Genomic DNA, 26,794 nt, shown 5'->3' with positions numbered 1-26,794 from the left:
AAAGTCCCCTTGTATCAGGCAATCGCTTCGGGCGCAGTACCAAGGACACGAACCAGCTGCCCCTCGCAAGTATTTACACCCGCCTTCGTTACTTTAACCCGGCAGACTTCACCTCGAAGCTCCTCGGGTCCGTCGAACAAAATTTGCAGATAGTTGTCACTGTAACCCATCAATTTGCCAGGGCCGCACAGTCCCTTCTCATCGCGTTCAGGTATTACGTCAAGAACCTGGCCTACAAATTTCTCCGCATAAGCAAGCTGCATCTGCTCAGACATATCAATTAGATCGTGTACGCGCGCATGCTTGATCTCCTCATCCACCTGGTCTTCCATTCGCGCTGCGGGAGTACCTGTGCGTTTGGAATAGGGGAATACATGCATCTCCGAGAACCCGATTCTCTTGATCGCTTCAAAGCCTTCCTGGAACAACTCATCCGTCTCACCAGGGAAGCCTACGATAATATCTGTCGTAATCGCCACATCCGGCATGAAATCACGGATTAACCGGATCTTCTCCTCGAACTCGGCAATTGTATATTTGCGGCGCATGCGCTTCAGCACTTCATCACTTCCCGCTTGAAGCGGAATATGGAAATGCCGGGACATCTTGCTGGAGTTCTTCAGCACGTCCAGCATCTTCTCATCAATTTGACTTGCTTCAATCGAGCTGATACGGATCCGTTCAAGTCCTTCTACTTTATCGAGGTCCCACAGCAGATCAGACAAGCGGTAATTCTCCAGATCATCGCCATAGCCACCAGTATGAATCCCGGTTAGAACGATTTCTTTGAATCCTGCAGCAACTAGAGAGTGTGCTTGCTTGATTACGCTTTGCGGTTCACGGCTTCGTGATAGCCCGCGGGACCAAGGGATGATGCAGAAGGTACAGAAATTGTTACAGCCCTCCTGGATTTTGAGGAAGGCCCGAGTACGGTCTGCGAAATCAGGCACATCCAGCTCCTCGAATTCCCGGGTCTTCATTATGTTGCGCACCGCATTAATCGGCTGACGCTCAGCTTGAATCTGCTGAATGAAAGGCATGATTTTGTCCCGGTCCTGTGTACCAATGACAAGGTCTACACCGGGAATATCAAGAATCTCAGCAGGTGAAGTCTGAGCATAACATCCTGTTACTGCTATGATAGCATCCGGATTGCGGCGGACCGCACGACGGATAATTTGCCGGCTCTTCTTGTCTCCCGTATTAGTTACGGTACAGGTGTTAATTAAATATACGTCAGCTGTCTGCTCGAAATCGACCTGTTCATAGCCTTCATTCTTGAACAGCTGCCAGATGGCTTCAGTATCGTAAAAGTTCACTTTGCAGCCCAAAGTGTAAAATGCTACGGATGGCATGTTGTCATGCTCCCCCCATTTCTCCGGTTTCGTAAAGCATACATGTCAGGGCGGCCATTCCAGCCGTCTCCGTCCTAAGAATACGCCGGCCAAGTCCAACAGATACAGCACCTGCCGACTCGGCTTCTTCAATCTCCTTCTCGGTGAATCCACCTTCCGGTCCAACCACAATCAAAATCTGATACTTATGGTCCCTGTCCAGCTGTTCGGACCAAGGCTTCAGCACGTCGCGAAGGTGCTTGCCATTCTCCTTCTCATAACAAATACAGATGAGATCGTAGACAGGGAAGCCCGCCATAAGCTGTCTCCAGGTCAGCGCCTGTTCAACTTCGGGTATCTTGCTGCGGTGAGCCTGCTCGGCAGCTTCCTTGGCAATCTTGCGCCAACGGGTAATCCGCTTCTCTTCCTTCTTGGCATCATACTGAACAATGGTTCGCTCCGACAAAAAAGGCACAAAAGAAACTGCACCGATCTCGGTGCATTTCTGGATAACCATTTCCATTTTATCGCCCTTAGGCAGGCTTTGAGCCACAGTCACCTGGAGCCAAGGCTCCTGGGACAGTGAGAGATGTTCAACAATTACCGCTTGAACTTCCAGCGGCTCTATGGTCTGAAGCTCGACAATTGCCTCTTTCGAGACGCCGTCACTTACAATAACCTTATCCTTCGCCTTACCCCGCATTACCCGGGCAATATGTCTGGCATCTTCACCGGAAATCGTTACTGAAGTCTCTCCGAACTGTTCAGACGGAATGAAATAACGCTGCATGTCTCAACCATCCTTGTCCAAAATCATCAAAGTACATCATACAACTTTTGGCTTAGGCTGACCAGTGTGAAAAACACTCTCCCAGCGTATTCCTGTCAGCCTACCCTGAGACGAGATGAAACAGCCTCAGATACATCGAGCTTGCCGCATCATACAGCGGCGTAATGGTGTACCGCTGCAGCTGAGGAACAAACAGAATAAGCAGGAAAACAAAGATGGCCCAGCGTTCAAATTGCTGCAATCTGCCCAGCATCGAGCGGGGTGCAAGATCCTCAATAATACGATAACCGTCCAGTGGGGGCAGTGGGATTAGATTAAACAAGAAGAGGAAGAAATTCATTAAGTTAAAGTAATAGAAGAAGGCGGAGATGGCCTGAGCCAGCTTGGTCGGCTCACTATCTAACCACAACGAATTCATAACCCCGAAATGGAACAAAGCCGCGTAAATCAAAGTCCCTATAATACCCAGCAGCAAGTTGCTGATTGGACCCGCAGCGGATACGATAATCCCCATAAGGCGGGGGTTACTGAAGTTGTCCCGGTTAACCGGGACGGGCCTGGCCCAGCCGAACCCTGCGATCAGCAGCATCAATACGCCGAGAAAATCGAAGTGAACAGCCGGGTTAAGCGTTACCCGGCCTAGCAGCTTGGCCGTAGGATCCCCGAACCGGTTCGCAAAATAAGCATGCGCAAATTCATGTACCGTAAATGCGATAACCAGTGCCGTAAGAAAGAAGGGGAGCTGCTCTACAGGAAAGCGAAATAGTCTATCTAAGAATTCCATGCGTTACCTCTTCCTGGCCACGAAAGCTACCCAATCCTCTTCACGGCCCGTTTCCGTTATTTCAAATCCTGCTGCAATCAAAGCGTCTTCGACCAGCTTCTCTTTGTTCTTGTAGATTCCCGAAGCAATATAATATCCCCCCGGCTCGAGAGCCTGGTATACATCTTCAATGAACAGCAGAATAATCTCGGCCAAAATATTAGCCACCACGACCCGCACCGGCAGGCTGATGCCCAGTCCTTCGGTACCCTGTTTAAGCACGGACAGCAGATCACTTTCATGGACAGTAATCTGATCGCTCAGCCCGTTAAGCAGTGTATTCTCCCTTGCGCTTGCCACAGCCACAGGGTCAAGATCAATCGCCAGTACATGCTTGGCGCCAAGCTTTACAGCTCCAATCGCCAATATCCCGGAGCCTGTTCCCACGTCCACAACCTCGTCTCCTTCGCGGATAACGCCTTCCAGCGTTCTTAGGCACAGCGCGGTTGTCGGATGTGTTCCTGTTCCGAAGGCCATACCGGGGTCCAGCTCAATGATACGCTCTTCTGGTGTCTCTGGCTCATACTGCTCCCATGTTGGCTTGATCGTCAGGCGTCTTGATACACGCAGAGGCTTGAAATACTGCTTCCAGTTATTCGCCCAGTCATCTTCATGGACATCCTTGATCTCATATTTGAGTTCGCCAGCATCTACACCAAAATCTCTCAGTTCTTCAATCCGGGGCTTGATCTCCTCTAACACCTCTTCAACGCTGCTTGTCTCTGGGAAATACCCCTTCACTCTGGCTTTCCCTTCGGGAATATCATTAGGCTCCAGTTCATACCACTGTCCGTAAGATAGATCCTGCAGCTTGCTGTTATGTATGGATTCTTCAATAGAGACCCCACCTGCACCAGCTTCATGCATAAAGTTGGTGATCATCTCCACCGCTTCTTCTGTTGTATGTATAGTTAACTCTCTCCAATTCATGAGTTAAATGCCTCCTCTTTCCTAATTGCATAACTCTCATTGTACTATACATTTAGAAGCGAGACAAAATTCTTCCGCAAAAAAACCGCCGGAATAAAATTCGGCGGTTGGGGTTCCAGGCTTATGCTATACCAAACGGTTACCATGCTGACGGGCATCGGCCCGTTCACTCCGCTGCAGCGCTTCCCAGTCCTCCTGATCGGCGCGCTCCTCAGAGAATTCCACATCAAGATAGCTGCCTTTAAGATTCTGAGGGATCTTGCCTGTAAATCGCTTAATATATGCGGGCTTCTTGTTCACTTTGTCCACTCCTTTATATATAGGGCTGTCACTATAGCATGCCACCGGCTTCTTCAACAATTCGCAGGGCCTGGTGATGAGAATCTTCCTCTACCACAACGGTCAGGAGGATGTCTCTCCCGGTCGGCCCCCCTTGCCCTCCATCGCTCATTCCGCTGGCCGCTGGGTCTGCTGCAGCCAAAATTCCAGCTGAACGATTCGTGATCTCCGCATTCTGGGTAAGGGAGGCTAGGGAGGTCCAATCTCCCGAGAACATATTTGCGGGATCATAACCTTCTCCAGGGTAGCGGCTGAAGCGGGTTATGGACATGTCTACAACCCGGAGAGACTGAAGCTTGCGCTTGGCTCCCTCGGCCTCTTCCGGACTCTTGAAGTAAGCCAGGATATTCTTCTCTGTCATGTCTTTCGTCCACCTTTCCAGTTATCTTCCCTTCATTGTCCTGTGATGCCAGTTCACAGACTCTCTGGAGAATTAGGATGCGGCGCACAACGCCAATTTATTCGGCAAATAAAATGTGTTTTGCAGGGAAAACTATTTTTCTATAGAAAACGAAACCGATTCCTGCCCGCTCCGTATTAAATGTTATAGACAAAATACACTATATCTTTATAGGAGGCTTCAAGACTCAAATGATGAAGAAATTAATGCTTGTGGTTATGGCGTTCACTCTGTTCTTTGCATTCACAGTTCCGCATGCAGTGGATGCGAAGCGTTCAGGTGGAGGATTTAAATCCGGTTCCCGTTCCTACACCAACACACCGAAGAAATCTCAAGATTCAGGATCCACTACGAACAAGAATACAAATTCTGGACAAACAGCTAACCGCGGATTCTTCAGCGGTGGAGGATTTATGAAGGGCCTGATGATTGGTGGCCTTGCAGGAATGCTCTTCGGCGGATTGTTCTCTAATATGGGTGCTCTAGGCAGTATCTTTGGTCTATTGATCAACCTGCTTGCTATTTATGTAGTCGTTATGATCGGGATTGCTTTGTTCCGGAAGTTCAGGAAGCCAAGATATAACGATCACCGTGGAGGAAGATACTAAGTATGGTTCTCAGTATGGATGAAATCATCAACGCGATCTGTCTTCATATGGCTCAGCGCAAAGACGTTCGTCCTACCGATGTCCAGGTTGAGCTAGCCTGGGATGAAGATACCGGCTATACCGCCGAGGTGTGGGTAAATGGGAGAAGCCAATATCTTGTCGAAGCCAACATCATTGAAGCCATATTGCTGTATACGCATACCGAATATGGTCTCCGGGTATTCCGGGAAGATGTAACACTCGATCTCGATGAGGAGATTACCGCTAGAATCGCCAACTAAATCGATGATTGAACAAGACAAGCCCCCTGCGATTGCAGGGGGCTGTTGTATGTATATCTGAATGACTCACGCGAAGCAGACAAAAGAAGCTGTTCTACAGACTTGCGAACTGTAGAACAGCTTCTTTTTGAGTTAGTCTATCCTCTAATCTCCGCGAAAGGCCCGCTTTACACGATCAAAGAACGATTGCTCATTCTCATGCGTATGCTCGCCCTCGAGAGCTGCGAATTGACGAAGTAGTTCCTTCTGGTCATCAGTAAGCTTGCTTGGAGTGACTACAACGACCTTAACATGCTGGTCGCCCTGTCCCATGCCGCGCAGCCGGGGTACTCCTTTTCCCTTTAACCGGAAATAAGTACCTGTCTGAGTGCCTGCCGGAATCTTGAGCTTTACTTTCTCTGTAAGGGTTGGAATTTCGATCTCGTCGCCTAGAGCTGCCTGTGCGAAAGTGAGTGGAATTTCACAGTAAATATCGTCTCCTTCACGCTCGAAGAAGTCATGCGGCTTCACACGGATTACGATATACAGATCGCCCGCTGGCCCCCCGCGCAGACCCCCTTCACCTTCTCCAGACATGCGAAGCTGAGCGCCATCATCGACACCAGCAGGAATCCGCACATGAATCTTGCGCTGCTTCTTCACTTGGCCGTTGCCGTGACAGGTTGAACATTTTTCTTTGATGATCTTCCCTGCTCCACCACAGTGGCTGCATGGGCGGCGGTTCACCATACGGCCAAATGGCGTATTCTGAACCACTTCCTGTTGTCCGGAACCATGACAGACCGAACAAGTCTCCGGTTTCGTTCCAGGTTTGGCCCCGGATCCGAAGCAGGTATCACAGGATTCGGTGCGTGGAATTGTAATATCCGACTCTTTGCCGAACACCGCTTCCTTAAACTCAATTGTCATCGTGTACTGCAGGTCATTTCCCCGCTGCGGAGCATTTGGATCTCTTCTTCCTCCGCCGCCACCAAAGAACATATCAAAGATATCACCTAGACCCCCGCTCCCGAAGTCGCCGGAGAAGCCTCCGCCCATACCTTGGTTCGGATCAATATGTCCATATTGGTCGTACCGGGCCCGCTGCTGCGAATCACTGAGGACATCATAAGCTTCCTTAACCTCTTTGAACTTCGATTCTGCATCGGCAGCTTTATTAACGTCTGGATGATATTGACGCGCAAGCTTACGATAAGCCTTCTTGATCTCTTCGTCAGAAGCACTTTTACCGAGGCCCAGGACCTCATAGTAATCGCGTTTCTCAGCCAATTGTTCCACCCCCCATATCTTTATGGCTAGCACTGCAAAGCGCTTAGTTAGGCAAAAGGAAAGCCAAAGCGCGGGATGCCTATGCGCTTTGACCTTCCCTGTTACCTAAATTAAGCTATAACACCAACATCAGGTGAATTAGTTTTTCTTATCTTCGTCAACCACTTCATAATCAGCATCAACGATGTTATCTTTACCTGCCGCTCCGCCAGCAGAAGCACCTTCAGCGCCTTCAGCTTGCTGAGCTTGTGCAGCCTGCTCATACAGTTTAACAGAAAGCTGCTGAACAATCTCGGTCAATTTCTCTGTTGCTGCTTTGATCTCTTCAAGGTTGTCACCTTCAAGTGCCTTCTTCAGCTCATCTTTTGCCGCATTGGCTTTCTCAACTTCACCAGCATCGGCTTTGTCACCAAGGTCCTTGATGGTCTTGTCAACAGAGTATACAAGTTGGTCGCCAGCGTTCTTAGCTTCAACCAGCTCTTTACGCTTCTTGTCTTCCTCAGCGTGCAGCTCTGCGTCTTTCATCATTTGTTCAACTTCAGCATCGCTCAGACCGCTGGAAGAAGTGATTGTGATCTTCTGGCTCTTGCCAGTTCCTTTGTCGGTTGCAGATACGTTAACAATACCGTTCGCATCGATATCGAAAGTAACCTCGATCTGCGGCACACCGCGCGGAGCCGGTGGAATGTCTCCGAGCATAAAGCGTCCAAGTGTTTTGTTACCCGCTGCCATTTCACGCTCGCCTTGGAGCACGTGAATTTCTACGCTAGGCTGGTTATCCGCATAAGTGGAGAACACTTGAGATTTACTAGTAGGAATCGTAGTGTTGCGTTCGATCATCTTCGTAAATACGCCGCCTGCAGTCTCGATACCCAGGGAGAGCGGAGTTACGTCGAGAAGAACTACATCCTTAACGTCACCTGTAAGCACGCCGGCTTGCACGGCAGCACCAAGAGCAACCACTTCGTCCGGGTTAACACCTTTGTGAGGTTCTTTGCCAGTCAATTTCTTGATCGCTTCCTGTACGGCAGGAATACGAGTGGAACCACCGACAAGAACAATTTTATCGATATCCGCAGGAGTCATGCCCGCATCGCTAAGCGCTTGACGAGTTGGTCCAAGGGTTCTCTCCACCAAATCAGCGGACAGTTCTTCGAACTTCGCACGAGTCAGGTTCACTTCCAAGTGCTGAGGAACTCCGTCAGCTACAGTGATGAATGGCAAGGAGATTGTTGTCGTAAGAACGCCGGACAATTCCTTCTTAGCTTTCTCAGCCGCATCCTTCAGACGCTGTACAGCCGCTTTGTCCTTGCTCAGATCAATACCTTGATCTTTCTTGAATTCCGCAACGAGGTAATCAATGATAACCTGGTCAAAGTCGTCACCGCCAAGACGGTTGTCCCCGCTTGTCGCTTTAACTTCGAAGAAGCCGTCGCCCAGTTCGAGAATGGATACGTCAAAAGTACCGCCGCCCAGGTCATAGACCAGGATTGTCTGATCTTCGGACTTCTCGAGACCGTAGGCAAGAGCTGCTGCCGTCGGCTCGTTCACAATACGGAGAACTTCAAGACCTGCGATCTTACCAGCATCCTTGGTTGCTTGACGCTGGCTGTCATTGAAGTAAGCAGGAACCGTGATAACCGCTTGAGTAACCGTTTGTCCAAGGTAAGCTTCGGCATCAGCTTTCAATTTTTGCAGAATAATTGCGGAGATCTCCTGCGGCGTGAAATCTTTGCCGTCAATTGCTTCTTTATGGTTCGTACCAATGTGTCTCTTGATTGAGATAATTGTACGGTCCGGATTCGTGATAGCCTGGCGCTTCGCAGTCTCACCTACCACACGCTCTCCATCTTTCTTGAAGCCTACTACGGAAGGAGTTGTGCGCGCACCCTCCGGGTTAGGAATAACAACGGCTTCGCCGCCTTCCATTACTGCTACACAGGAGTTAGTTGTTCCAAGGTCAATACCAATAACTTTACTCATTCGTTTATATCCTCCTTAAGGATGCTAGATTCTGTTCGTTATGTGTAATTTAGCCGCTTACTTTAACCATTGCAGGGCGCAGGACTTTATCCTTAAGCAGATAGCCCTTCTGCACTTCCTCTACAACGACGCCTTCTTCATATTCATCCGAATCTACCTGCATAATCGCCTGATGGTATTCCGGGTTAAAAGGCTGGCCCACCGCATTCATCGGCGACAGTCCTTCTGCTGCGAGAATGCCCTCAAGCTGACGGAAGATCATATCTACGCCCTTGGAGAACGATTCTGCTTCCGCATTCTCCTGAGCGGCCGCAAGGGCACGATCCAGGTTATCAATTACCGGCAGAAGCTCAGTAATGAGCTTGGAGGAAGCATACTTCGCAAGCTCCTCTTTCTCTTTTTGCGTACGTCTGCGGAAGTTGTCGAAATCAGCTTGAGAACGCAGGAACCGCTGCTGATGCTCCTGTACTTCATTTCGAAGCTGTTCCAATTCTGCTGAATCGGAAGACCCAGCATTCTCTACCGCATCCCCAGCCTCTGCAGAATTAACGCCTTCCGCCTGCAGATGATCATCATTTGGCGCATTAACATTATCATTAGAAGTGTTCATGTTATCTTCCTTTATCTCATTATTGAGTTCCTCTTGAATAGGTTGTTGTTCCTTCAAGATGTCTTCACCTCCTTAAAATACGGAAATTACAGTTATTCATTCAATTTAATGTTTGGACAAAAATTTCGTCATATCTTTGGACAAAATATTCAGAATGCCGATGACTCTGGCATATTCCATCCGGGTAGGACCTAATATGCCTATTGTACCGAGTGCTTCGCCCTCTACGGCATAGGTGGCTGTAATCAGGCTGCAATTCGCAAAGGCGGCATGGTCATTCTCCGTACCTATACGAACCTGAATACCCGAGCCTGAGGAAGCCGAAACCAGCATCTTCATTAAAGTAGGAGTCTCCTCAAGCAGATCAAGAATGCTCTTCACTTTGTCCACATCACGGAATTCCGGCTGGGTCAACATATTTGTTGTGCCGCTGAGAAATACCCGCTGGCCTTCATTACCGCTATCCAGAGCCTGATCAAGTACCGTCATCACCTCTTCAAAGTGGGAGACATGACGCTGCAGTTCTTGACCCAGTTCGGTATAAAGCGCTGATTTGAGCTTGTAAATAGGCACACCTGCCAGCTTCCGGTTCAGAAGATTAACTACCCTCTCCATCTCGGATACAGATACTCCGGCAGGAATCGATACAGTCTTATTCTCCACCTGTCCCGTATTGGTCACCACAATCGCAACCGCCGTATCCTCATTAAGAGGAAGCAGTTGAAAGTGGCGGAGTGAAGTATGAAAAACCTCCGGTCCCAGTAGGATGGAAGTGTAATTCGTCATATGTGAGAGAATTGTGCCCGCATGTTGAATGACCTGCTCAAGCACATTCAGCTTCTCCGCATAGAATGTCTTAAGCTGCATTAATTCCTCAGACGCAATAGCTTCCGGTGGTACAAGGTGATCCACGTAATATCTATAGCCTTTATGTGAAGGTATCCGCCCCGCAGAAGTGTGAGGCTGTTCCAGGAACCCAAGCTCCTCTAAATCGGACATTTCATTTCGGATTGTAGCCGGACTGTAACCGACATCGCCGCGCTTGGAAATGCTCCGAGAGCCGACTGGCTCAGCCGAACGGATATAGTCATCTACAATAGCAGTCAGAATCATTCTTTGCCGTTCCGTTAACATGATATCCCTCCTAGCGGACTTTATCGTACATTATATATCAGCTACCTTTGTATCGTTAGCACTCACTTATAACGAGTGCTAATCGGTAATACAAAAATACCAAACTGACGCAGACATTGTCAAGTCAGTTCGGTATCTTTGAACCACTATTTTACCTTTTATAGCGCATTGAAAATGTTATGATACATAACCGATCTAGTTAATTTTCATTGACTGAATATTTTTATTGTTAGCCGGGTCAATAATGTAATCCAAATAACCTGTAGTGTAGTCCACCGAGCCAAATATAAAATTATAATTCAAGCGGTAGCCGCTTCCCTCTTTAGTGATAGACTCAGCAGGGAAACTCCCTGGGTATTTATCCACATAAACATCTAGAAATAATGAAAAGAATGTATCAGATATTTTTAAATTGCTGCGTAATTCGTTAGATAAATATATTATCAAGCTTGGAATAGCAGTCTCGTCATCATCCTGCATGTCAACCCAATCTGCCCACTGCTGCCCGTCCTTCATAGACCCGCCAATAAGATACTGCTGTCCGTCCTTTGAAGGTACTACGTACCAATCAAAATCCATTTCGAGGCCACCGTATGTCAGGCCGCCGTAATTCTCGTTCAGATAACTGGTCAGAACCTGAGCACCTGCACTATTCACAGCAGTAATGTTAGGAGCTGGCTTTGACTGCACCAGAGTACTGAGGCTCTGCTCTGTCTGAGGCTTTGAGAGGAAAATCTTCACGTCACTTGAGGGAATAGCCAGGTTAATATTAGCTGAACTTTGAATAAGTGCTGAGGTTACACCTACAAGCTCACCCTTCATATTAAATAAAGCTCCTCCACTGCTTCCGTGATCTATGGGTGTGGAAATTTGTATATAGTTCTGCCCATCTACTTGTCTTGAGGTTTGACTAACCACCCCGCTAGTCAAGCTGTTCTTGTAACCCAAAGGAGAACCGATGGCAACAACCTCTTCTCCAAGTTGAAGACTGGCAGAGTCACCTATATTCACGTAAGGCAAATTGGCAGCTGAAATTTTTAACAAAGCCAAATCAAGATCTTCATCCTTTGCGAGCAAGGTGGAGGTTGTAAAAGAACGCTGATCATTAAACTCAATTTTTACCGTGGATGCCTGGTCAATAACATGATAGTTCGTCAATATTCTGCCATCACTACTCACAACAATACCACTGCCTGTCGCAAGCGGCTTGTTGGAAGCGTCATACGTCTCTATATATACTACACGATTTGACAGCTTGCCGATCTCTTGTACAGTGAGCTTTGAACCGGGCTGTGACGGTGCCTGTGTGTTACTGTCTTTCGCCACGTATTCAAAGGAAGGAGGTGCTGGAGATATGATATAAATATCCTTGCCTTTCACCTCGATCGCGTTACCAAACGACTCGCCGATAAATCGAAGAGGTACATAAGTCACACTTGCAATAGTACGGGGCTTTGTGGTTAAGGCGATCTTCTTGCCATCTCTGGTGGCGAACTTCTGTCCCAATTTAATTTCGATGTTTACCCCATTCTTTGAAGCTTTTACGGTCTGTGTCTTGGAATCCCACTTCACATTTGCACCCAGACCTTCGAAAATTGTTCTTAAAGGCACGAGTGTTGTTCCATTCTCTTGAATTGGTTTGCTTGTGAATTGCAGCTTTACTCCGTCAATATAGACGGAAATCCCCTTCTCAGCTCCAAATACCGTAGCAGGCAAAATCATGGAAAGGAACAAAACCAACACTACTACTTTCTTCATCTCTTTTCCCCATTCTATCTAATATATAATTTTACATTCAGTTAATTATAGGATAAAAGTACCAATAAAGGGAGCGCTTTTTTCACAGTAGCACAATATACATAGATCTTTTTTCACCCCAGGTGTATGAACTATGTATAAAAAAACAGACCACTAACCTTATTAGCTAAATAAATAGTTAATAAGGTTAGTGGTCTGTTGCTAATTAGTGAGGATTCGTAATATTAAACTTGCCGGTTAGCCCAGCATTCTCAGAACAGCGATCTCATCACATGCGTGCTGCTTCGGGCAGACTACACAATCCGTCCATACCTTCTCCGGAAAAATCTCTTTATCCACAACGGTAAAACCGTTTTTCTTAAAGAAAGACACTTCATAAGTCAGCGCCATAATCTTGGGAATCTTCCGCTCCCTTGCCTGCTTGATCAACTCGTCCATAATCTTGGAGCCGATTCCCATCCCTTTATACCCTTCGGAAATCCCAAGAGAACGCACCTCCACCAGATCTTGTCCCAGAAGACAAAGCGAACCGCATCCAACGAAGACTCCATCCAGCTCCGCAACTACAAAATCGTGGATCTGCCGCTCAAGAACCTTGCGCGAGCGTGGCAGCATAATGCCCCGGCGTGCATATTCCTCTATCAATTCAAAAAGCGGCTCTACGTCCGATAACACCGCCTGTCTGCATACCACAGCCATTATACTGCCTCCCTGAGTTGTATATAATATGAATAAATATACACTAAGTCGTATAAGGTTTCAATACATAAATAACTATATTTATACAGGGTATGCAAAGGCCAGGCGGAGGTTACAGCGAGCAGGATTGAACAAGTTAACCTAGCCGTTATTAGCGGTCAGGAAGCCGATGAATTCAGCAAACACTTCATTTCCGAACAGAATGCCCTTCTCGCTAAGCTTGTACCCCTCGGCTGCAGTTTTCGGCTCAAGCAGGCCGGCCTGGAGCATTTTGTCCAAAGGTGCTTTAAACTTTTCTTCTATAGAGACACCGAACTGTTCCAGGAAAAGCTGGCTCTGTATTCCGTCGAGCACACGCAGTCCAACCATAACGAAGTCTTCCATAGCTTCCTCTGTCGTGACCTTGAATTGATCCAGACGGGGCAGTCCTGCTGAAGCAGCCTCATTATAAGGATTGACGCCCTTGATATTAATATGACGCTGCCCTCCCACGTATCCGTGAGCCCCGGCCCCAAGTCCATAATAGTCCTCATTACGCCAGTAAGTCATATTATGCTTGCTTTCATAACCGGGCTTGGCGAAGTTGCTAATCTCATACTGCTTGTAGCCCGCTTCCTTCATTCGGGACATTAGCAGCAGATACATCTGCAGCTCATCCTCCTCGTCTGGCAGAGGCAGCTCATTCTTCTGGTACATCGTATGGAAGAGCGTGTTCTCCTCCACTTTGAGGCTGTATATTGAATAATGCGGAAGCCCCAGCGCCAAAGCCTTGGTTATGCTCTGATCCAGCATTTCAACAGTCTGATTGGGCAGCCCAAACATCAAATCAATAGACATATTGCTGATTCCTGCCTTATGGGCGTTCTCCAGACTGCGGTATACGTCATCTGTATTATGAATACGTCCGATACGTCCCAGAAGTTCATTCTGGAATGCCTGTACGCCAAAGCTAACCCGATTCACTCCGCCATCCTTCATGACCGCAAGCTTCTCCAAATCAGTTGTACCGGGATTCGCCTCCATCGTGAATTCAATATCTTCCGCCCAGTTCGGAAAATGACGCCGGACTGAAGACAGGAAGAACTCCATTTCGTGAGGTGTCAGAACAGTAGGAGTACCGCCCCCTACAAATATAGTATTGATTACCCCGGGTGGAGTCTGCTGTACGGTAAGCTCCATCTCATGATCCAGCGCTTTTAAATATTCCATGACCGGTTGATCCTTAAGGACATAAGAGTTGAAGTCGCAATAAAAGCATTTATTCGTGCAAAATGGAATGTGTATATAAATGGCTTTGGGCGCTTCTCCCCCTGCTGTTCGCAGATCGGCAGCCCCATTACCCTTTAAGTTAGCTATGTTGTGCATACTGTTACCCTCCTTACCAACAAGCATTATGCTTGTTGATAATTTCTACTGCTGTTTAGTCTTCCTTTAGTCTTTCTATTTCAAAATCGATAATTATCCTGTCGATTGTTCTTCTTCTCCTACCTACTCCCCTTACGGAAAAAGGAAAGCCTCGCGGCTTTCCTTCAGCATTCTGACAAAGTCATTATGAAGTTCGCACAGCCTCACAGGAAGGGGATGTCCAATCGTAAGAGTTTACGTCCGCCTTTGGGAGCCCTTTGCCACCTCTTAATCTAATCAAGCAAAGGGCGGACAAGAAGCGGCTGGAGATGGACATCCTCTTCACTCACAACTAGCTTACTTCTACTATGCACTTTGTCCTACATCCTAGAATATGCCGCAGCTTTCCTTTTCTCCGTAATTCCGCTTAATCTTCGTCAATCTTCAGAACTGCCATGAAGGCTTCCTGCGGCACCTCAACGCTGCCGACCTGCTTCATGCGCTTCTTCCCTTCCTTCTGCTTCTCAAGCAGCTTCCGCTTACGGGAAATATCTCCGCCGTAACATTTGGCAAGTACGTTCTTGCGCATCGCCTTAACCGTCTCACGCGCAACCACTTTTGTTCCGATAGAAGCCTGAATAGGCACCTCGAACATTTGCCGCGGAATGAGCTTCTGCAGCTTCTGACAGATCAGCCGTCCCCTGTGGAAGGCTCTGTCACGGTGAACAATGAAGGAGAACGCATCCACTTGTTCGCCGTTAAGCAGGATCTCCATTTTGACCAGGTTAGAAGGACGATATCCTATCAGCTCGTAGTCGAAGGAAGCATATCCCTTGGTACCGGATTTCAATTGATCAAAGAAATCGTACACGATTTCAGACAACGGAATATTATAAGTGATCGTTACCCGTGTCGTATCCAGGTACTCCATGTTAACGAACTCACCGCGTTTGTTCTGACACAACTCCATAACCGTACCTACATAATCGTTAGGCACAATGATGCTCGCCTTAACGTATGGCTCCTCTACCTTGTCGATCTTGCCCACTTCCGGATAATGTGAAGGATTGTCAATTGTAACTACTTCGCCATTCGTCAGTGTGACCTTATAAATAACGCTCGGTGCGGTGGTAATCAGAGGAATATTGAACTCGCGTTCTATACGCTCCTGAATTACGTCCATATGCAACAGTCCAAGGAATCCGCAGCGGAATCCGAATCCAAGCGCACTGGAGGTCTCCGGCTCGAAGCTAAGAGATGCATCGTTCAGCTGAAGCTTCTCAAGCGCTTCACGCAGATCGTTGTAGTCTGAAGTCTCAATCGGGTACAGACCGCAATAGACCATCGGATTGATCTTACGGTAGCCTGGAAGCGGCTCTGGCGTCGGGTTCTTCGCATCTGTTACAGTATCACCCACACGGGTATCCCCTACAGATTTGATACCGGCAACGATGAAGCCAACATCCCCAACGTTAAGCTCGTCCACTATACCCATACGCGGCATGAAGGCACCGACTTCAATCACTTCAAACGTCTTGTCCGTTGCCATCATCTTAATCTTGGAGCCCGCTTTGATCTTGCCGTCAATGACACGGACATACACAATAATCCCTTTGTACGGATCATAGTGAGAGTCAAAGATCAAAGCCTTCAGCGGCTGATCCGGATCTCCTGTCGGGGCTGGAACCTTACTCACCACTTGCTCCAGAATCTCTTTGATCCCGATTCCCGCTTTGGCTGAAGCATGCACCGCATCGCTGGCATCCAGACCAATAACATCTTCAATCTCCTGCTTAACCCGATCCGGATCTGCGCTCGGCAGGTCGATCTTGTTGATAACTGGTAGAATCTCAAGGTTATTATCGAGTGCCAGATAGACATTCGCCAAAGTCTGGGCTTCGATCCCCTGAGCGGCATCAACCACGAGAAGCGCACCCTCACAAGCCGCAAGGCTTCGGGATACCTCATACGTGAAATCGACGTGTCCTGGCGTATCGATCAAATTCAGCAGGTACTCTTCACCATCATCAGCCTTGTACGTTAATCTAACCGCCTGCAGCTTGATGGTGATCCCGCGTTCCCGCTCCAGATCCATCTGGTCCAGAACCTGCTCTTGCATTTCCCGGGAGGTTAATGCCCCCGTATATTCAAGAATACGGTCTGCGAGTGTTGATTTGCCATGGTCTATATGTGCAATAATACTGAAGTTTCTGATTTTCTTCTGTCTTGCTCTAATGTCCGTCATGCCTTACCCCCACAAATGAACCTGAAGTACAATCAACTCATTATATCAGCTACGCGGGCTGAATTAAAGACTGCGTTTCAGGAATGAGTGATCAGCGTGCTTGTATGCCTAGTTAGTTAAGGATCCGAAGAGGGACACCACCCAATTAATTCCACTCTGGGAGGCCTGCTGAAGCAGTTCTCCCGTTCGGTCCGCAAGGTGGTCTATTGGCGGCTTGGGGGGAGCAGGGAGCAGAATATTCCCGGGCGTCTGTAGCACTCCCGGGGCAGTCTGTGTCTGACCAGACTGCTGAGTTGACTGCTGAGTTGACTGCTGAGTTGACTGCTGAGACTGACTCGACGAAGCTGGCTGATTGGACTGCACAGCTTGCCCGCTTTGCACCTGATAAGCCCCGGTGTTCAGATAGTTGGACGCAGGGGCGGCTCCTTCACCTGGTCCGAACGGCTGTGTGTTGTTCGGATAACTCATGCCCTGCTGCACAATTCCCTGTACATTCCCTTGCAGTGGATTTCCCGGCTGGGAATTCGTCTGCAGTCCATTGGCGGGCACAGGAGTACCTCCCTGCTGCAAATACTGCTGGGCAGGAAACATGCCTGCTCTTACAGCCAAATTCGCCGGTGTTGTATCGGCAAGCTGTAGTCCGATAGTAGCCCCTGTCACAAGCAGCAGGCCATACAGCAAAGCTTTTCTAACTGTCCGTCTCATAAAAACAGTCTCCTCCCCTCACCTCTTTAGCCCTGTCATGATCAAGCATGCGGGGGGCCCGATTTATCAGCTTGGGCCGTATTCTTTGGCTTGCTTTTCTTGGGCTCGTCCACCTTCTTGGCTTTTTGATCACTCCAGTATACTTCAGCGATCATATTCGCAAGAATCTTGGAAGTGCGCTCCAGCTCTTCTTTAGTATTGTCAATTCCACCAACCTCAATCAGTACACTGTTCGCTGAGAAGGATTGATTGTATTCCCCGTTGCCTTGAGCCGAGGTCTTCCCCCAAATTCCGCGCGAAATGCCGGGATAGGCCTTTTCCAGCCGGCTGTGTATGCGGCTTGCGAACGCCTCATTTTTACGCCAATTAGGATTGCCATGGCCGATAATAAAGTAGACCTGGGCGTAATTCACGCCGTTCAATGTCGTGGTGGTCTTTTTATAACGCTGCGAATCTCTATGAATATCAATGAAATACGACAAGTCCTTATTCTGGCTCAGCGCCTCCTTCACGGTAGCGCGGGAGTATTTGTAGGAATAGTTATAATTATAATTCTTGACGGTAGAGGCATAGTCGGCAAGCGAATGGAGGGTGGACAGTCCTTTTCGTTCCAGCTCCTTCGCAACCATGCCTCCCACCGCACCTACATTTTTGGAGAAATTCGCAGAGCTTGGATTGTCACCCGTTGATCCAATCAGCGGATTATAGGCTTCTTGAGGGTGGGAATGATAGATCATCACCACTTTCTTCTTGGATCCTGGCTTCACGCGTTGGCTCTTGTCCGTCTTATCGTCTGATTCCGCATTATTCAGTGCGTTATCCTTGTGCGGCTTCATATCTTCCTGTACGGGCTTGTCTAAAGCAGGTTTGTTGGCGGCCGGATTATAATCCTCAGGGGCATCCACATTCTTGTTGCCTGAGCCTGTGCGAAGCAGGACCGGATTATTCGCTCCAAGCCCCGGTACTTCACGGGCCAGCAGGCTTTTGGGATCAGAGGGATTCACATTGGTGAGCAGCTGGAATACGAAATTTGTCATGTTTTTCCCTGACAGCGCTGAAGGGCCTTGTCCATTGCCAAGATGTGGAACCTCCATACCCACCATATCTGCGAAGAAACGGCTTGATAGTGAGGCCGCAAGTCCTTTCATAGATGAGACGGGAGACGTGTTCAAGCTTCGTTCAGCCAGTCCGCCTATGCCCAGCAGAATAAAAAACACTATCGACAACACCATGAGCAGCATGAAAGTGCGGCCCATTGCGAGCACCTGCATCATTTTCTGTCTCCATCTTGCCACGTTCCAGGTTCTGAATGATTTCATTGTCGCCTTGTCCTCCTCTTAGCCGGTTGAGAGTGATTCACTCTTATATTCCAAATCTATGAACCGGGCTAAAAAGGTAGAACCTCAATTCTCACAAAAAAAGAGAAGTCCGCTAGATTGCGAACTTCATAGGATCCGATTCTTAGTGAGTGTAAGCACCGACATTGTCAGCATTAATGGCCTTGTGCAGCGAAGCATTTAACCCACTTGCAATAATATTGGCGATATCTTCAATAAATTCATCAACTTCCTTAGGAGTCACGATGACGTCGTGACCAAGCGGGTCCAGAACTTCTTTTACTAGACCGAGTCTTTCCTGCTCGCTTAGTTCTGTGATGAGCCCCATTATCTGCTTCGTCTGACCGTTACCAGAGCCGCCATGCTCCTGATCAAAATGTCTCAGAAGAAGCTCGAATGTATTATTCACGATGGTTGACGCGTAGCAGACCGTAGGAACACCTATCGCAATGCAGGGTACCCCAAGAATCTCCTTGGTCAGTCCACGCCGCTTGTTACCAATACCCGAGCCCGGGTGGATACCGATATCCGCAATCTGTATGGTTGTGTTCAATCGATCCAGAGACTTTGAAGCTAGGGCATCAATCGCGATTATGACATCCGGCTTCGTCCGTTCAGCAATGCTCTGTACAATCTCACTGGACTCGATTCCCGTAATGCCCAGCACCCCGGGAGCTACTGCGCTAACCTCGCGATAACCCGGAGCGACCTGATCGGGAGCAAGCTGGAAGAAGTGACGTGTGACCATCATATTCTCAACAACAAGCGGCCCCAGGGCATCCGGCGTGACATTCCAGTTCCCCAGCCCGACAATCAGCACCTTCTTCTCTTCGGTGATCCCGATTTTATTCAAGAACCCTGTGAACTCGGTTACAAAAGTCGCTGCCACCCTCTCCTGCAGCCCTGTATCCTGATTCCTTAGTGCAGGCACCTCTATCGTTACATAATGGCCCTGGACTCTGCCGATCTGCATGGAAGCCGACTCATTAAGCACATCCAGCCTGGTCACCTTGATCCCGTCATCCTCCGTAATATCCTCATTCAATCCGGGAATGGGCGCCCCATGTACTCGTTCGGCCAGCTCCTTCGCTTCAACGGCTAAATCCGTCCTTATCGCATACCCACTAAGATCCAATGTCATTCCTGCAACCTCCTAATCCGCTGTTTCCTTTATTGTGCGGGAGAGTGGTGCAGATTATACTATAGATGTTTTGTGATGAATTTATTGCTTTTTACAAGGGCCCATGCTAAAATATTTTAAGTTGTGAATTTTCGATAGATGCTTTACAGGAGGTGAATGCAATGCCTAACATTAAATCCGCCATTAAACGTGTGAAAACTAATGACAAACGCCGCGCGCTGAACGCTTCCCAGAAGTCCGCTCTTCGTACGGTTGTTAAAGCCGCTGATTCCGCACTGGCTAACAACGAAGTGGATACAGCTAAAGCCGCTTTCGCCGCAGCTTCCAAGAAATTGGACAAAGCCGTAACGAAAGGTTTGATCCATAAAAATGCAGCTGCTCGTAAGAAATCTCGCTTGGCAAAAAAATTGAACGCTCTTACAAAGCAAGCGTAAGGCGCTATTATATGTCAAATGCATGAAACGGGTACTTCCCTTTGGGGAGGTGCCCGTTTTTTGATTCTCTTAGACACACGAAGAAGGGCTGCAGCCTAATCGCCACAGCCCTTCTCTATCTATTTATGCGCCAAGCCCTAGTAGGAACATCTCAAGGCCAAGCACCTTATCAATTCGGCCGCTCTTCATCCGGTAATCCAGCTCCGCTAATTCCGCCAAGGAGCTTTTGAGCCGCCTCATCTCGAACTTCCTCGCCTGCTCTCCAGCAATTTTGACCGCATAAGGATGCAGGCCAAGCTGTGAAGCAATCTGCTGCTGGGAGTAACTCTGCCCGCCAAGCTCCTTCACCTGAAGCATAATCCGGAACTGCCGGGCTATTAGAGCAGCGATCTTGATTGGCTCTTCACGCTGCTTCAGCAGCTCATAGAAGGTCGACAGTGCCCGCTCCAGCTTGAGGTTGGCAATATCCTCGACCATGCCGAATACATTCTGCTCTGTTGTCCGTGCAACGAGCTGATGAATCACGTCAGCCGTTATGGTACCCCCAGCCCCCGCATACAGACACAGCTTGTTCACTTCGGCAGACAGCGCAGCCATCTGCACACCCGCACTGGCCAGAAGTGCCTGAGCCGCTGTCTCATCCATTACGCATTCACGGCTGGATGCCTGCTTGATCACCCACTGGATAAGCTCATGGCCTCCAAGAGGCATGAATGATAGCACTTGCCCTTTCGCCTTCATCGCTTTGACGGTCTTCTTCCGTTCATCGAGCTTCTCACCATTCACCATGAACACCATGACACTATGCTCAGCCGGGTTATCCAGGTAAGCAAGCAGGCGTTCGACTTTATGCTCAATCTTGCCGCCTTCCTTAGCGGCTGAGAATAACGAGCTATCGCGGACGAGAATCAGCTTGCGGTCCACTAGAAAGGGCAACGTCTCCGCCTCTTCAACCACGGTCTCTATTTGGGTATCGATCAGATCATAATGAACCACTGCAAAGTCACGATTCTCCGGATCGACAATCTGACTCTGGATCAGCTGTATGAATTCCTGAATCTGATATTTCTCAGAGCCATAACATAAATATAAAGGGGAGACTTGCCCCCGCTTAATTTCTTTGATTGCTGCCTTGATGTCCAAAGTCTATATCCCTCCTGCCCGTACCCTCTATATTGTATGTAAAACAGGCTGCAAAGTCTATGCCCGCCCTGCTCCTTACGCCGTTACCTCCGGATAAAACAACAAAGAGACCCGCGCCATAAGGCACTAAGGTCTCTCTGTCCCGGAACATCTATATAAACGTCAGGCAAGAAAGCTCTAGAAACTCACTGCCCGGCGGTCATAGACGATCAGGAAACTCATTGCTCGTTACTTAATATATAACCTATTCAAATAAGTCTGAAAAGGTTCCTATTGTGACGAATTGGTGGAATTGCTCTTGTTCGAATCCGCGACATTGAAGGAGAAGTCCTTGGTCATATCATCCTTGATAGTCTGATAATGAAAGACTTTGCTGTCCTCCGACCATTCGCCCTTCACCCAATCTCCATTGAGCGCCGTATCTGTTAGAAGCGTACGGCTCTGTCCGTCATTGGCATACACTTTCAGGTGTCCTTGTTCCACTTCCACCGTATACTTTCCGTCCGGAGACACTTTGATTGGCTTAAAGCTGGTTATTCCCATCATGGAATTATCCGTATTGGTCACAGGACCCGTTGAGGAAGCCTTGTCGTCGGGTTCTTTAGCTATCTGATTCTCCTGCTCTCTCTGTGAATCAGAAGGCTTTTTGGGGGTTGCTTTCTCTGAAGTAGGCAAGTCATTCCCTGAAGAAGAATTCCGTTCATCTGCCGGCGCAGTCTCTTGGGCAGGCGCCGTTTCTTTCTTCATACTCTGCCGGGGCTCCTTCGGAGTTACAGACGACTGATCCCCGCTGCCTTCCTTCTTCGGAGATACCGCAGCTCCATCCGTCTGAGCGCTGTTCCTGTCAATAGCGTCTGTCTGCAACCCGGTCAGCGGATCTGTCTCCACATTACCCTGCTTGCCATCCTCTTGAGGGGCTGCTTCGGGATTCACCTTCTTAGCTTGATCTTGAATCTTAGAAGAATTGATCATATCTGAAGGAACTGAACCGGTGACCTCTGAGTCTTCTGTTATCGACTGCTGCATTTGATAAGAGGTCCCAGTTGAAGCAATCTCGGCGTTAGGCACGGTCACAGGCTCATATTGATAGATAAATAAACCTAATATAACAGCCGCGGCCGCAACCCCGCCAATCCAAGTTCTTGAAGACCTCTGCCAAAAAGAGCTTCGCTTCGGCTGCGTAACCTTGTTCGGCACGGTTCTCATCAAAGGAACTGCCGGCTCAGTCATCTCAAGAGTACTTCCCTCTTCGGCACGGGCTCTATCCATCTCCTCAAGCCTTGGAAGAATCGAATCGACAATACTGAACTTCGGAGTCACATCCGGAAGCTGATAGAGATTGTCCGACAAATGTTTCAGTAACCCGAACGCTTCAGCACAATCATCACAGCTGCGAAGATGCTTGATCAGCAAATCGCTCTCTTCCGCATTCAGATCCCCGTCCAAATAACGATGCATCCATTCCACCGCTTCCGGGCATTTCATCCTGATACACCACCTTTCTGATAATCTTGAAGTAAGTTTTGAAGCTGCTGCCTTGCTCGAAATAAATAAGATTTAACCGTATTTAGCGGGAGGTCTAGACAATCGGCAATTTCACTATAGGATAAGTCCTGAACATACCTCAGGACGACAACCGAGCGATGGTGATCCGGAAGCCGGTTGATCGCCTCCTGGATATCTTGTGCCAAATAAGCCGACATGACCTGCCGCTCCACGTTCTCCTTGCCCTGGAATACCATCTCATGCTCATCAATGGATACAGTAGGCTTGTTACGACGGAACTTGTCGATACATATATTGGTTACAATCCGCTGAACCCAGGTTTTGAACTGCGCCTTTTCTTCATAGGAATCAATTTTGGTATAGACACGAATGAGTGCTTCCTGGGCGGCATCGTGGGCATCCTGCTCATTATTTAGAATATAATAGGCTGTGCGATACACCTGTTGTTCTATCTCTCGCAATAGGGTAATTAGAGCGTCGCGATCGCCCGATTGAGCGGCTCTGATGAGTCCCTGCTCGACCACAAAGGATCCCCCTTCCTTGCAACTATACAGACGCTACATTTGAGTAATATGTTGCAATGACATCTTGTCTTTTTCAATATAATTTATGCCATAAGTCTCACCTAAGAATACCAGAAATCTGGCACAGAGTCATCCAGCCATCGTTATGGATGATAGTGGCTTGCTTTCTTAAGAGACTATAGTCCTTTTGCTAGAGCTTATGCCGTGTGACTATGTTCCCCTTGCGCACCTGCATTTGGATCTCGCCCATCTCATCGGTGCGGTGAATGTTAATCCCCCGCTTTTGCAATTTGTCCATGGTATCGGGATGTGGATGGCCGTAGCTGTTGGACACACCCGCGGAAATGACAGCTGCCTGCGGACTCCAAAAGTCGAGCCAGGCTTCAGATGTCGAGGTATGACTGCCATGGTGGGCAACTTTTAGAACACCCGGCAGACCCAGGACCTTCGAGGAACCCAACTGCCGGATTACATCTTTCTCCGAGGCCGCATCCATATCTCCTGTGAACAGAAAGCGGGCACCATCCATTTCGATTAGAAATGCAATAGATACATGATTCTGCTCTTTAACAAAAGGAACCTGTTCCTCTTCCAGCCCGGCAGGCTGAACAGGCGCCAGAAAGGCCAGTACCGTGCGGCTGTCCGGCTTGATCCGCATGCCTCCCGATATGGAATACAGCTTGATCTCCTTGTCAAGAGCGGTATGTATAAGTGTCTTCATCGTCTTGGAATCCGCAAGCGTTCCATTGATAAATAAGGCGTTGACAGGAATAGATTCCATTACGGCTTGCAGCCCCCCTGCATGATCCTGATCCCCATGTGTCAAAATAATCGCGTCAAGCCGGTGTATCCCTCTTCTCTTCAACAAAGGAACCACAACCTTCGCACCTACCTCGTAAGGCTCTTTCTTGTTCCTCCAAGCCTCCTTCGGCTTGCCAAAAGTCACGGTTCCTCCGCCATCCACCAGGATATTTCTGCCCTCAGGTGTGGTAATAAGCGTGCAGTCGCCCTGACCCACATCAAGAAACTGAACCGTTCCAATATTATGGGGATTCTCCGGCTGATATGCGGCAGCCAGCAGTCCAAGCAATCCACAGCAGCTGAGAAGCTGACCCGCAGTGAAGAGACTGAGCCTGTGGCGGCTTGGACGGACGCCGAACCGGGAAGAATGTAACATATCCGGTACAAGAGGCTGGGTCTCACCAGCGATCGAATAACCGAAGGCAGACTGCTCCGTTGCGGCTCTTCTTGCACCCAAGTACAAGAACCATCCTATCAGAATATAATACACAGCTATCCATCCAACAGCTGGTGATTTCCAGATCGTTGTAAATCCGCTGCGGCCACTCATCCAGGACGCCGCCATAAAAGCGAGCTCATTCATGAAATGGGCGGGATAAGCCGCCCACCTGCCTAATTGCAGCCATATTAAGCTTAGCAGAAGAGCAGCAGTCCCGGCTGACAAGGAGAACACCCCTACTATCGGAACGATGATGAAATTAGCGGCAAGCGAGAGCAGAGAGAATTGGTTGAAATAATAGATCGTTAATGGGAACGATACAATCTGAGCTACGATGGTCATGGATGCGGCGGTTCTTACTTTTCCCGGGAGAAAGGTCAATAAGGGATTCACAAGGGGGACAAGCACAATTAATCCAGCGGTGACGATAAAAGACAGCTGAAAACTAACATTGTACAAAAAGTACGGCTCCCACATCAGCATACATAGTGCCGCCGCCGCTAATATATTGAGCGTATCCTTAAAGAGCCCCTTTCTAAGCAGGTAGACGCCCAGCATAGACATGATTCCCGAACGGACTACCGACGGGGTGAACCCTGTTAATAATACATAGAAGGGTATAAATATGAGGACAACAAGGTAGGCCTTCTCTTTAGTAACCTTGAACCGCCTTAGCAGCCAAAACAAAATCCCCATATTAATGGCGACATGGCCGCCCGAAATAGCTAGAATGTGGGTTAGGCCCAGCTGCGTGAAGCTGCTGTATGTCTCTGGATCGAGCCCATCAGTAACACCGATTAATAGACCTTGCATGAACCCGGCACTCGGCTCCTTGAACAATTGGCCGATCCGGCTGGCAAGTGTATTTCTGAGCTGGTCGTTCCAGGCCATAATGGCAGCAAAGCTCCAGTTGGCCTCTGTTGTCTGAACATGCGCCGCCCCTTTCACTTTGAACAGCCAATGGATATGTTCCCGGTGCAGGTATTCGCTGTAATCAAATCCCCCAAAGTTCCGGGCTGGTGCCGGAGCCGTCAGACTTACACTCGTCAATGTAACATGCTGTCCGCGGGTCCATTTCTTGGAGAGTATAAGCTCCTCCTCTCTTAACAAGCGGACTTGCACAATCACTTTCTCACTAGCAAGGTCGTTATCAGTCAGAGATTTCCCTCCCGGCCCGTCTATAGAGAGGTCTGTGAGCTTGATCCTGAAGTCCGTTCTGTCCCCATCCGTCTCAGGTGCCGAGATAATAACTCCCTTTGCCTTGCTGATCACCGCTTCTTCCGCTGCTATCCCATTTGTATCCAGAATATCTGTAATCGCGCTCACATTCCGGAACTCGTTATAATTCCAATACAGGGCTGATGCCGAGACAACAAGCCAGCAGATCATTGTCTGCTTCCAGGTCCACCTGCTCAAGTAGCTTATAAGCGGAAACGCCAAGGACAAGCCTGCCCAAAGCAGCCAGAAAGACCAATTATGGAACTGACTTGCCATCACACTTCCCACGATCCACAGACACGCTGCAGTCACTAGTGGTCTACGAGCCATTACTTTCCCCCTCCCGCAAAAGATTTCGCAAAAACAAAAAGAAAAACAAAAAGAACCCCGGCTTGCTTCATTCGCAAGCGGAGGTTCTTCCTCAGCATTAGTCTATATTCTATGGATTGCCGTCTACCCAATTGGGACTGTTAATCCTGCACCTTCTGAACCGTCTCGGGTGGAGGTGAATAGGCTTCCAGCTGCCTGAACGTAATCCCTTTCTGGCTCATCATCGCCTTAACCTTGGCGGAATCCTTCGGGTAAGGACGGTGGTATACGATCAGGGTAATCCCGCTGTTCGCAAGCATATTCGCGCAGGTCCAGCAGGGCTCATCCGTTACATATACGCTGGACCCTTCCCGGTCGATCCGATCGGTAAAAAGCAGCAGATTCTGCTCGGCATGAATTGTTCTAACACAGCGCTGTTTCTTAACCATCTGCTCATGACCATTCTCCGTGACCAGCTCATATTCTTCAGCAATCATGCAGCCGGCTTCAGAACAATCGGGAACTCCCGAAGGAGCGCCGTTATAGGCTGTCCCCAGCAGCTTTTTGCCTTGAACAAGAACCGAACCCACATGACGTCTGCTGCAGCGTGACCGGGTAGATACCATATAAGCGATATCCATGAAATACGTATCCCAATCTTTCCGTTTATCCGGATTCATCTTTCACTAC

25 protein-coding genes are annotated in these 26,794 nt (G+C 48.6%); 3 read left to right on the top strand and 22 right to left on the bottom strand.

What is annotated here, in order from left to right; translation table 11 throughout:
* Positions 1–14 precede the first annotated feature (14 nt).
* From mtaB to LDO05_RS06550, 6 genes are all read right to left on the bottom strand, one after another.
* Positions 15–1,355 (bottom strand): tRNA (N(6)-L-threonylcarbamoyladenosine(37)-C(2))-methylthiotransferase MtaB, encoded by a 1,341-nt coding sequence (mtaB, locus tag LDO05_RS06575; RefSeq protein WP_251378063.1) that lies wholly within the window; start codon positions 1,353–1,355, stop codon positions 15–17.
* A gap of 4 nt (positions 1,356–1,359) precedes the next feature.
* The gene (locus tag LDO05_RS06570; protein ID WP_251378062.1) at positions 1,360–2,124 is read right to left on the bottom strand and encodes an RsmE family RNA methyltransferase; all 765 of its coding nucleotides are present in this window, start codon (positions 2,122–2,124) and stop codon (positions 1,360–1,362) included.
* 100 nt (positions 2,125–2,224) lie between these two features.
* Positions 2,225–2,908: a site-2 protease family protein gene (locus tag LDO05_RS06565; protein ID WP_251378061.1), complete on the bottom strand. Its 684-nt coding sequence runs from the start codon at positions 2,906–2,908 to the stop codon at positions 2,225–2,227.
* 3 nt (positions 2,909–2,911) lie between these two features.
* The gene (gene prmA / locus LDO05_RS06560) at positions 2,912–3,877 is read right to left on the bottom strand and encodes a 50S ribosomal protein L11 methyltransferase (RefSeq protein WP_251378060.1); all 966 of its coding nucleotides are present in this window, start codon (positions 3,875–3,877) and stop codon (positions 2,912–2,914) included.
* A 126-nt stretch (positions 3,878–4,003) separates the two neighbouring features.
* A complete protein-coding gene (locus tag LDO05_RS06555; protein WP_251378059.1) occupies positions 4,004–4,177 on the bottom strand; it encodes a YfhD family protein in 174 nt (57 codons plus the stop codon).
* Between the two features lie 31 nt (positions 4,178–4,208).
* On the bottom strand, positions 4,209–4,577 hold the full coding sequence (locus tag LDO05_RS06550; protein WP_251378058.1) for a hypothetical protein: 369 nt from the start codon (positions 4,575–4,577) through the stop codon (positions 4,209–4,211).
* A 233-nt stretch (positions 4,578–4,810) separates the two neighbouring features.
* On the opposite strand from LDO05_RS06550, the gene LDO05_RS06545 reads away from it, so the two are divergent.
* Entirely contained in the window at positions 4,811–5,224 is a 414-nt protein-coding gene (locus tag LDO05_RS06545; protein ID WP_481857048.1) for a hypothetical protein, read from the top strand.
* Between the two features lie 2 nt (positions 5,225–5,226).
* On the top strand, positions 5,227–5,505 hold the full coding sequence (locus LDO05_RS06540; RefSeq protein WP_251378056.1) for a YxcD family protein: 279 nt from the start codon (positions 5,227–5,229) through the stop codon (positions 5,503–5,505).
* 144 nt (positions 5,506–5,649) lie between these two features.
* Here LDO05_RS06540 and dnaJ read toward each other — a convergent pair whose 3' ends face one another.
* The 11 genes from dnaJ to gpr all read right to left on the bottom strand — a co-directional run bounded on the left by dnaJ (position 5,650) and on the right by gpr (position 19,730).
* The gene (dnaJ, locus tag LDO05_RS06535) at positions 5,650–6,774 is read right to left on the bottom strand and encodes a molecular chaperone DnaJ (RefSeq protein ID WP_251378055.1); all 1,125 of its coding nucleotides are present in this window, start codon (positions 6,772–6,774) and stop codon (positions 5,650–5,652) included.
* A 138-nt stretch (positions 6,775–6,912) separates the two neighbouring features.
* Positions 6,913–8,757 (bottom strand): molecular chaperone DnaK, encoded by a 1,845-nt coding sequence (dnaK, locus tag LDO05_RS06530; protein WP_251378054.1) that lies wholly within the window; start codon positions 8,755–8,757, stop codon positions 6,913–6,915.
* A gap of 49 nt (positions 8,758–8,806) precedes the next feature.
* Positions 8,807–9,424: a nucleotide exchange factor GrpE gene (grpE, locus tag LDO05_RS06525; protein ID WP_251378053.1), complete on the bottom strand. Its 618-nt coding sequence runs from the start codon at positions 9,422–9,424 to the stop codon at positions 8,807–8,809.
* A 48-nt stretch (positions 9,425–9,472) separates the two neighbouring features.
* The gene (gene hrcA, locus LDO05_RS06520; protein WP_251378052.1) at positions 9,473–10,501 is read right to left on the bottom strand and encodes a heat-inducible transcriptional repressor HrcA; all 1,029 of its coding nucleotides are present in this window, start codon (positions 10,499–10,501) and stop codon (positions 9,473–9,475) included.
* A 195-nt stretch (positions 10,502–10,696) separates the two neighbouring features.
* Complete coding sequence (locus tag LDO05_RS06515) at positions 10,697–12,259, bottom strand: trypsin-like peptidase domain-containing protein (RefSeq protein WP_251378051.1); 1,563 nt, start codon at positions 12,257–12,259, stop codon at positions 10,697–10,699.
* A gap of 237 nt (positions 12,260–12,496) precedes the next feature.
* Positions 12,497–12,958, bottom strand: coding sequence for an N-acetyltransferase (locus tag LDO05_RS06510; protein ID WP_251378050.1), 462 nt, complete (start codon positions 12,956–12,958; stop codon positions 12,497–12,499).
* 141 nt (positions 12,959–13,099) lie between these two features.
* Positions 13,100–14,323 (bottom strand): radical SAM family heme chaperone HemW, encoded by a 1,224-nt coding sequence (gene hemW, locus LDO05_RS06505; RefSeq protein WP_251378049.1) that lies wholly within the window; start codon positions 14,321–14,323, stop codon positions 13,100–13,102.
* Between the two features lie 406 nt (positions 14,324–14,729).
* Complete coding sequence (lepA, locus tag LDO05_RS06500; RefSeq protein ID WP_251378048.1) at positions 14,730–16,547, bottom strand: translation elongation factor 4; 1,818 nt, start codon at positions 16,545–16,547, stop codon at positions 14,730–14,732.
* 108 nt (positions 16,548–16,655) lie between these two features.
* On the bottom strand, positions 16,656–17,252 hold the full coding sequence (locus LDO05_RS06495; RefSeq protein WP_251378047.1) for a hypothetical protein: 597 nt from the start codon (positions 17,250–17,252) through the stop codon (positions 16,656–16,658).
* Positions 17,253–17,293: 41 nt separating this feature from the next.
* The gene (locus LDO05_RS06490; RefSeq protein ID WP_251378046.1) at positions 17,294–18,571 is read right to left on the bottom strand and encodes a stage II sporulation protein P; all 1,278 of its coding nucleotides are present in this window, start codon (positions 18,569–18,571) and stop codon (positions 17,294–17,296) included.
* A gap of 142 nt (positions 18,572–18,713) precedes the next feature.
* On the bottom strand, positions 18,714–19,730 hold the full coding sequence (gene gpr, locus LDO05_RS06485; RefSeq protein ID WP_251378045.1) for a GPR endopeptidase: 1,017 nt from the start codon (positions 19,728–19,730) through the stop codon (positions 18,714–18,716).
* A gap of 161 nt (positions 19,731–19,891) precedes the next feature.
* Here gpr and rpsT point away from each other — a divergent pair, with 161 nt between their 5' ends.
* Positions 19,892–20,164 carry a 30S ribosomal protein S20 gene (rpsT, locus tag LDO05_RS06480; RefSeq protein ID WP_068616180.1) on the top strand — a complete coding sequence of 91 codons (273 nt, stop codon included), beginning with the start codon at positions 19,892–19,894 and terminating at the stop codon, positions 20,162–20,164.
* A gap of 123 nt (positions 20,165–20,287) precedes the next feature.
* On the opposite strand, the gene holA is transcribed toward rpsT, so the two are convergent.
* From holA to LDO05_RS06455, 5 genes are all read right to left on the bottom strand, one after another.
* Entirely contained in the window at positions 20,288–21,307 is a 1,020-nt protein-coding gene (gene holA / locus LDO05_RS06475) for a DNA polymerase III subunit delta (protein ID WP_251378044.1), read from the bottom strand.
* 270 nt (positions 21,308–21,577) lie between these two features.
* Positions 21,578–22,792: a zf-HC2 domain-containing protein gene (locus tag LDO05_RS06470; RefSeq protein WP_251378043.1), complete on the bottom strand. Its 1,215-nt coding sequence runs from the start codon at positions 22,790–22,792 to the stop codon at positions 21,578–21,580.
* A complete protein-coding gene (locus tag LDO05_RS06465; RefSeq protein WP_251378042.1) occupies positions 22,789–23,337 on the bottom strand; it encodes an RNA polymerase sigma factor in 549 nt (182 codons plus the stop codon). The genes LDO05_RS06470 and LDO05_RS06465 overlap by 4 nt, the downstream gene beginning before the upstream one ends.
* Before the next feature lie 190 nt (positions 23,338–23,527).
* Positions 23,528–26,125 carry a DNA internalization-related competence protein ComEC/Rec2 gene (locus tag LDO05_RS06460; RefSeq protein ID WP_251378041.1) on the bottom strand — a complete coding sequence of 866 codons (2,598 nt, stop codon included), beginning with the start codon at positions 26,123–26,125 and terminating at the stop codon, positions 23,528–23,530.
* A 140-nt stretch (positions 26,126–26,265) separates the two neighbouring features.
* Positions 26,266–26,784: a deoxycytidylate deaminase gene (locus LDO05_RS06455; protein ID WP_251378040.1), complete on the bottom strand. Its 519-nt coding sequence runs from the start codon at positions 26,782–26,784 to the stop codon at positions 26,266–26,268.
* Positions 26,785–26,794 lie beyond the last annotated feature (10 nt).

This window comes from Paenibacillus sp. YPG26, assembly GCF_023704175.1.
Classification (GTDB): Bacteria; Bacillota; Bacilli; order Paenibacillales; family Paenibacillaceae; genus Fontibacillus.
Note: the sequence above shows the minus strand (reverse complement) of the source record. Positions and strands in the feature narration are given on the sequence as shown.

Excerpts from the sequence above, each read along its gene's own strand:
- gpr (WP_251378045.1), bottom strand. The coding sequence starts at position 19,730 with ATGACATTGGATCTTAGTGGGTATGCGATAAGGACGGATTTAGCCGTT.
- LDO05_RS06495 (WP_251378047.1), bottom strand. The coding sequence starts at position 17,252 with ATGAGACGGACAGTTAGAAAAGCTTTGCTGTATGGCCTGCTGCTTGTG.
- LDO05_RS06510 (WP_251378050.1), bottom strand. The coding sequence starts at position 12,958 with ATGGCTGTGGTATGCAGACAGGCGGTGTTATCGGACGTAGAGCCGCTT.
- rpsT (WP_068616180.1), top strand. The coding sequence starts at position 19,892 with ATGCCTAACATTAAATCCGCCATTAAACGTGTGAAAACTAATGACAAA.
- LDO05_RS06490 (WP_251378046.1), bottom strand. The coding sequence starts at position 18,571 with ATGAAATCATTCAGAACCTGGAACGTGGCAAGATGGAGACAGAAAATG.
- hrcA (WP_251378052.1), bottom strand. The coding sequence starts at position 10,501 with ATGTTAACGGAACGGCAAAGAATGATTCTGACTGCTATTGTAGATGAC.
- dnaK (WP_251378054.1), bottom strand. The coding sequence starts at position 8,757 with ATGAGTAAAGTTATTGGTATTGACCTTGGAACAACTAACTCCTGTGTA.
- LDO05_RS06540 (WP_251378056.1), top strand. The coding sequence starts at position 5,227 with ATGGTTCTCAGTATGGATGAAATCATCAACGCGATCTGTCTTCATATG.
- lepA (WP_251378048.1), bottom strand. The coding sequence starts at position 16,547 with ATGACGGACATTAGAGCAAGACAGAAGAAAATCAGAAACTTCAGTATT.
- LDO05_RS06460 (WP_251378041.1), bottom strand. The coding sequence starts at position 26,125 with ATGGCTCGTAGACCACTAGTGACTGCAGCGTGTCTGTGGATCGTGGGA.
- LDO05_RS06570 (WP_251378062.1), bottom strand. The coding sequence starts at position 2,124 with ATGCAGCGTTATTTCATTCCGTCTGAACAGTTCGGAGAGACTTCAGTA.
- prmA (WP_251378060.1), bottom strand. The coding sequence starts at position 3,877 with ATGAATTGGAGAGAGTTAACTATACATACAACAGAAGAAGCGGTGGAG.
- mtaB (WP_251378063.1), bottom strand. The coding sequence starts at position 1,355 with ATGCCATCCGTAGCATTTTACACTTTGGGCTGCAAAGTGAACTTTTAC.
- LDO05_RS06565 (WP_251378061.1), bottom strand. The coding sequence starts at position 2,908 with ATGGAATTCTTAGATAGACTATTTCGCTTTCCTGTAGAGCAGCTCCCC.
- hemW (WP_251378049.1), bottom strand. The coding sequence starts at position 14,323 with ATGCACAACATAGCTAACTTAAAGGGTAATGGGGCTGCCGATCTGCGA.
- LDO05_RS06470 (WP_251378043.1), bottom strand. The coding sequence starts at position 22,792 with ATGAAATGCCCGGAAGCGGTGGAATGGATGCATCGTTATTTGGACGGG.
- LDO05_RS06455 (WP_251378040.1), bottom strand. The coding sequence starts at position 26,784 with ATGAATCCGGATAAACGGAAAGATTGGGATACGTATTTCATGGATATC.
- LDO05_RS06545 (WP_481857048.1), top strand. The coding sequence starts at position 4,811 with ATGAAGAAATTAATGCTTGTGGTTATGGCGTTCACTCTGTTCTTTGCA.
- LDO05_RS06515 (WP_251378051.1), bottom strand. The coding sequence starts at position 12,259 with ATGAAGAAAGTAGTAGTGTTGGTTTTGTTCCTTTCCATGATTTTGCCT.
- LDO05_RS06550 (WP_251378058.1), bottom strand. The coding sequence starts at position 4,577 with ATGACAGAGAAGAATATCCTGGCTTACTTCAAGAGTCCGGAAGAGGCC.